The sequence below is a fragment of the Terrimonas pollutisoli genome (assembly GCF_029360765.1).
Taxonomy (GTDB): domain Bacteria; phylum Bacteroidota; class Bacteroidia; order Chitinophagales; family Chitinophagaceae; genus Terrimonas_B; species Terrimonas_B pollutisoli.
On record NZ_JARKNA010000051.1, the window covers coordinates 1 to 2,313 of the forward strand.

The 2,313-nt window shown below is 40.6% G+C and carries 3 protein-coding genes; all 3 read right to left on the minus strand.

What is annotated here, in order from left to right; genetic code table 11:
- Positions 1–48: 48 nt before the first annotated feature.
- Genes tnpC through tnpA form a run of 3 tightly spaced genes read right to left on the minus strand, consistent with a single transcriptional unit; the run spans position 49 to position 2,254 of the window.
- Complete coding sequence (gene tnpC, locus P2W73_RS26275) at positions 49–1,581, minus strand: IS66 family transposase (protein ID WP_276505082.1); 1,533 nt, start codon at positions 1,579–1,581, stop codon at positions 49–51.
- Positions 1,575–1,943 (minus strand): IS66 family insertion sequence element accessory protein TnpB, encoded by a 369-nt coding sequence (gene tnpB / locus P2W73_RS26280; RefSeq protein ID WP_276505083.1) that lies wholly within the window; start codon positions 1,941–1,943, stop codon positions 1,575–1,577. Before tnpB ends, tnpC begins: the two co-directional genes overlap by 7 nt.
- A complete protein-coding gene (gene tnpA, locus P2W73_RS26285; RefSeq protein ID WP_276505084.1) occupies positions 1,940–2,254 on the minus strand; it encodes an IS66 family insertion sequence element accessory protein TnpA in 315 nt (104 codons plus the stop codon). The genes tnpB and tnpA overlap by 4 nt, the downstream gene beginning before the upstream one ends.
- Positions 2,255–2,313: the final 59 nt, after the last annotated feature.

Below are 2,313 nucleotides of genomic sequence, written 5' to 3' on the forward strand. Positions count from 1 at the left end.
CGTAACCCTCCGGCCAACTACATATTGCTAATATGGGTTCAGGGCTTTTTATAATTTGCTCCAGCGATGAGGTAATAATTCGTGCACGTTGTTGATGGGATGCTCTGCTATTCTTTGCAGTACATCTTTCAGCCAGGTGTAAGGTTCAATACCGTGCATTTTACAAGTGCCAAGTAAACTGTAAAGCATGCCGCTTCTTTTGGCAGCTTCATGTGAGCCGGCAAAGAGATAATTTTTTCTGCCCAGAGCAACAGGGCGGATGCTGTTTTCAACAGGATTGTTATCTATGTTCAACATTCCATTTTCGGTGTATTTCGATAACCTTTCCCATCTTTCAATACTGTAAGCAAGTGCTTTGGCAATAGTGCTTTTAGGTGTTACCTGCATGTATTGATCTTTCATCCACTCATCCAATGCAGTAAGTATTGGAAGCGACTGTTGCTGCCTTACAGTTTTGATTTTATCAACAGATAAATTTTGCTCTTTGCAATTTCTTTCAATGGCATATAGTTTTTGTATCTCCTGCATGGCATAAGCAGCACGGCTTTCATCATTTTGCAATGCTTCATTAAACATACGGCGTGCATGAGCCATGCAATGGATTAATGTAATCTCATTTTGCTTATCAAAAATATCATACACACCATAGCCATCGGTTTGTAAATATCCTTTGAAGTTTTTCAAATTTTCCAGTGGCCCTTCTCTGCCACGGCCTTCCTGGTAATCGAAGAATACAATTTTATCAATACTATTTTGATACACCCAATAATAACCTCTGTGTGTTTCATCTTTTTTATCCTTGTCCATTACTTTGATGGGTGTTTCATCTACATGCAAATAGTTACTCTGCAGCACTTCTGATTTCAGTGCATCAAACAATGGCGTAATCAGTTTGCATGTGCCGCTAACCCAATCGGTGAGTGTAGAATAAGAAAGTTTTACGCCAGCTCTTTCAAAGCGTTGCATTTGACGGTGCAATGGAAGATGATCAACATACTTGTCAATTACAATTTGTGCAAGCAGCCCCTCGCCAGCCATTGCTTTTTCTATCGGTCTTGAAGGAAGCTCACCAATCAGCACTCCTTCACCAGCAGGCTTTGCGTATTTATTGCGAATGTATTTTTTTACAAACAGCTCACCCGGCTGGTATTCCAAAACTTCAGTGACCTCTTCACCCATTTTTTTGCAACCGGCAATATCTTCACCTGGTTCAATAATAATTTCTTCACGTCGAAGACTTTCCGGCAGCTTCATTCTTCCGGGATGTTGTAAAGGTTTTTGTTCAACGGTTACATTACTTTTTATGTAACTGATCTTTTTTGTATCTACAACACTGCAACCCACAACTGATTCTGCCTGTATGTCCAATGCTAATTGTGATGCGTCTGCTGATGATGGAATAAAACGTTCATGCCTTGAGCCGAAGATCATTTTCTGAAGCTGTGCCAGTTGTTGTTCCAGTGCAATAATTCTTAATTGCGATGCTTCATATAAACTTTTATAATCTATGCCGGATGCCGCTTGCATGAGATACAAAGATGTCGCATCAACCTGTTTGTGTACAATAATTTTTATCAACAAAGAGGCGATTTGTGTTGATAACGTGAGCGGTATTTTACATCCCTGAGTGAGATGCCCTGCAAAATAAAATTGAGTTGGTCAGAAGTGAGTTGCATACTCCTTGCATCCAGATCAAATGCTGGCACTTCAAACGTTCCTTTCTCCAGCCTGCGGTAAAAAATGGTAAAGCCGCCTTTCTCCCATACCAGCAGCTTAATGTGCGTACGTGGTTTGTTAATGAAAATAAAAGCATCCCCATCCAGTACCTGTTTATTCAATTCATTACGAATGATGCCACAAAGTGAATCAAAGCCCTTGCGCATATCAGTTTCTTTGCGATAGAGATGATATTGTCTGCTGCCACCAGCGATAACTATACTCATGCGGAAAGTTCTTTGAGGTACGAGGCAGCTACCGGCTGATAAATTTTTATTCCTCCTACTTCGGCAAATAATGCTGCTTGTATGTTGGCGGATGAAGTGATTTGCAAGTGAGCAAAACCCGGCGATCCCACTCGCTTTTCCCGGTTGCCTCTATACCGGCTTTGCCATTTATGAAAGGTAGCTTTGCCTATGCTATGCATCTCACAAAACTCTTTTACACTTACATCACTTTTCTCAAATTCGTTAAGCAAGTCGAGTATTTGCTGATTGTTTCGCCTGATACGAGACGACTTATTGGTAATTTGCTCCATGAGAGCAAATCTATTTGAAGTAAGGTTTGAAAACTATGTGTAGTTAGTCGTGTGCTTAC